This window comes from Streptomyces sp. LS1784 (assembly GCF_020103755.1).
Taxonomy (GTDB): Bacteria; Actinomycetota; Actinomycetes; order Streptomycetales; family Streptomycetaceae; genus Kitasatospora.
In genome coordinates this window covers 1-2,622 of sequence record NZ_JAHSQD010000838.1, presented here as the reverse complement: position 1 = coordinate 2,622, position 2,622 = coordinate 1, and the positions used below count along the sequence as shown (strand labels likewise).

The 2,622-nt window shown below is 73.2% G+C and carries 3 protein-coding genes; 1 reads left to right on the top strand and 2 read right to left on the bottom strand.

All coding sequences use genetic code 11. From position 1 onward, the window contains the following. Positions 1-101: 101 nt before the first annotated feature. Both KS423_RS43180 and KS423_RS43175 read right to left on the bottom strand, forming a co-directional pair. Positions 102-524, bottom strand: a complete 423-nt coding sequence (locus KS423_RS43180) for an SgcJ/EcaC family oxidoreductase (RefSeq protein WP_224285161.1) — start codon at positions 522-524, stop codon at positions 102-104. An 18-nt stretch (positions 525-542) separates the two neighbouring features. Then, a complete protein-coding gene (locus KS423_RS43175; RefSeq protein WP_224285160.1) occupies positions 543-1,277 on the bottom strand; it encodes a TioE family transcriptional regulator in 735 nt (244 codons plus the stop codon). Positions 1,278-1,413: 136 nt separating this feature from the next. Between KS423_RS43175 and KS423_RS43170 the strand changes: the two genes are divergently transcribed. Then, entirely contained in the window at positions 1,414-2,568 is a 1,155-nt protein-coding gene (locus KS423_RS43170) for an erythromycin esterase family protein (RefSeq protein ID WP_224285159.1), read from the top strand. The last annotated feature ends 54 nt before the right edge of the window (positions 2,569-2,622 follow it).

Here is a 2,622-nt window from a genome sequence, read left to right as displayed (position 1 = left end):
GCCCCGGTCAGCCGACCCGGGGCGGGGTGCGCGGCGAGCGACGGGCGCGCTGCCACGACGGCGGCGCGCCCGGGCCTGTCCGGCAGCAACCGAACCGGTGGCTAGTCGGCGAGCACGCCGGTGTTCTGGCAGGCGTGCAGCAGCCACCGTCCGTCGCCCTGCCTGGTCATGACGTACAGCGGTGCCCCCTCCGAGTCGCCCGCCGCCGAGTGGTAGACCTGGCGGACCTTGACGGCGGCCACGTCGGGGCGGAGGAACTGGATGTGTACCGGCTCGTAGGTGACATTGCCGTCCCAGGTCGCGGCGGGCAGGACGGCTCGGGTGAACTCGGCGATCGCCTCCAGGCCGATCAGGACCTTGCCGTGCGCGGTGGTCCAGAGCGCTTCGGGGTGGAACAGGGCGAGAAAGGCGTCCGCGTCCTTGGCGCGCTGGGCACGCTCGACGGCGGCCACGACCCGTTCGATGGCCGAGATGTCCGCGTGCTCGGTGTCTGCAGGCTCGGTTGCTGCGGCTTCGGTGTTCATGCGGATCACTCTGTGACCTCAAGTGCCCTTGAGGTCAAGCCCGTCGGGACGCCCCGGGCGCAGTGTCAGGTAGTCGGCGAGGCAGGCCGAGGCGCTGAGCATCGTCAGGCCCCGGGTGGTGAGGCGCTGCTGCCAGCCGTCGACGGCGGCGGCCAACTCGTCGGTGCCGCCGGCCGTCCGGATCTGCCGCAGCACGGTGCCGATGCGGTCCAGCGGGTAGCCGCCCCGGCGGAGCAGGTGGGCGAGTTCGGCGTCGCGGACGTCGGCCGGGAGGTAGCGGCGGTGGCCGGTGGTGCGGTCCCGGCCGGGGGTGAGGATGCCGGCGGCCTCCCAGACCCGCAGGGTCGCGGGGGTGACGCCGAGCCGGTGCGCCACCTCGCCGACGGATCGGGGGCCGGGCAGCGCGGGAAGGCCGGTTCCGGTGGCGGCACCGTCGGTGAGGTGGCGGACGGCCGAGCGGACGGCGGCGAGGGTCTCCCGGTCGCGCAGCAACTGGGCGTGACCCCGGTCGAGTTCGGTGAGGGCGTCGTCGAGTCGCTCGGCATGGGCGGCGGTCATGACCGAGCCGGCGGTCGCGTGCCCGTACGCCGAGACGAGGGAGAGGTAGGCGCGTAGGGCGGACGCGTGCAGTTCGGTGTAGATCCGGTACCCGGTGGGCGTGCGTTCGGCGGGCGGGAGGCAGCCGTCGCGCTCGTAGTTGCGGATCGCCTGGGTCGAGATGCCGTGCTCGCGTGCGAGGTCGGTGGGGCGCATGGTCGTCTCCCGTTCCGGGCCGGGTGAGCGTTCGGAGCCGATCGGCCGGTGAGGGCTGATTGAGGGTTTCGGCGGCAGCTGAGCGGTAGTGGAGGGAAAAGTCTCAACCGTTCTTTCAAGGATACGCTTGAGGTCCATGAACCAGGACATGCATGACTTCGTCACCCCGGCGTGCGAGCTTCTGGGCCTCGGGGAGCCGACGCACCAGGAACCGGCGTTCGGGCGGGTCCGCAATCAGCTGTTCGCCCGGCTGGTCGACCGGGGCTTCCGGTCGATCGCCCTGGAAACCGACCGGGTGGCCGCGTTCGCCGTGGACGCCTACGTCCGGGAGGGTGTCGGCACCCTCGATTCGGCGATGGGGGAGGGCTTCACCCACGGTTTCGGGGAACTTGATCCCAACCGCCGACTCGTGGCATGGATGCGGGAGTTCAACCGGGAACGGCCGCCCGGCGAGCGGCTGGCCTTCCACGGCTTCGACGTCCCGAGCGAGACCACCAGCGCCCCCAGCCCGCGCCGCTACCTCGAACACGCCCGCGACTATCTGGGGCTCGACCTCGACCTGGCCGCGGTGGCGGGCGAGGACGAGCGCTGGAGCCGCACGGAGGCGGTGATGGATCCGGCCCAGTCTCCGGGCGGCACCGCCGAAGCCGAGCGACTGCGCTGCCTCGCCGACGACCTCCTGCTCCAACTCCACATGCGCGCACCGGAGCTGGTCGCCGCGACCTCGTCCGCCGAGTGGATCGCCGTCCGCGCCCGGCTGACCGCCGGGATCGGACTGCTGCGCTACCACGCGCAGTCGGCGGTCCGCGGTCTCACCCCGAGCGCCCGGATCAGCGCCCTGTCCGGCGTGCGGGACGCGCTGATGGCGCAGAACCTGCTCGACATCCGCGCGATCGAGGCCCGGCGCGGACCGACCCTGGTCTTCTCCCACAACCTGCACCTGCAGTGGAACCCGAGCGCCTGGGCGCTGGGCGAGCTGGACTGCCGGTGGTCCGGCGCGGGCCGCATCGTGGGCACCCTGCTGGGCGAGCGGTACGCCTTCGTCGCCGGGAGCCTGGGGCGCAGCGAGGCGATCGGGCTGGCCGATCCGGCGTCGGGCACGTACGAGGCCCACCTGCAGGGGCGCGGTGCGGTCTGGGAACTGACGGACACGGCGCTGCCGGCCGGTGCCCGTACACGCACCGACACCGTCCCGCGGCAGGGCTACTTCCCGCTCGACCGGGAGGTGCTCGACGGCGCGGTCGCGCTGCTGCACATCGCCGACGGGGCGGCGGTGCCGGCCGGAGACTGAGCGGCCGCCGGCCCCGGGTAGGCCTGCCGCAGGTGGGCCACCAGGGCGGCGGCC

Coding starts and splice junctions, on each gene's coding strand:
- KS423_RS43180 (WP_224285161.1), bottom strand. CDS start 524: ATGAACACCGAAGCCGCAGCAACCGAGCCTGCAGACACCGAGCACGCG.
- KS423_RS43170 (WP_224285159.1), top strand. CDS start 1,414: ATGAACCAGGACATGCATGACTTCGTCACCCCGGCGTGCGAGCTTCTG.
- KS423_RS43175 (WP_224285160.1), bottom strand. CDS start 1,277: ATGCGCCCCACCGACCTCGCACGCGAGCACGGCATCTCGACCCAGGCG.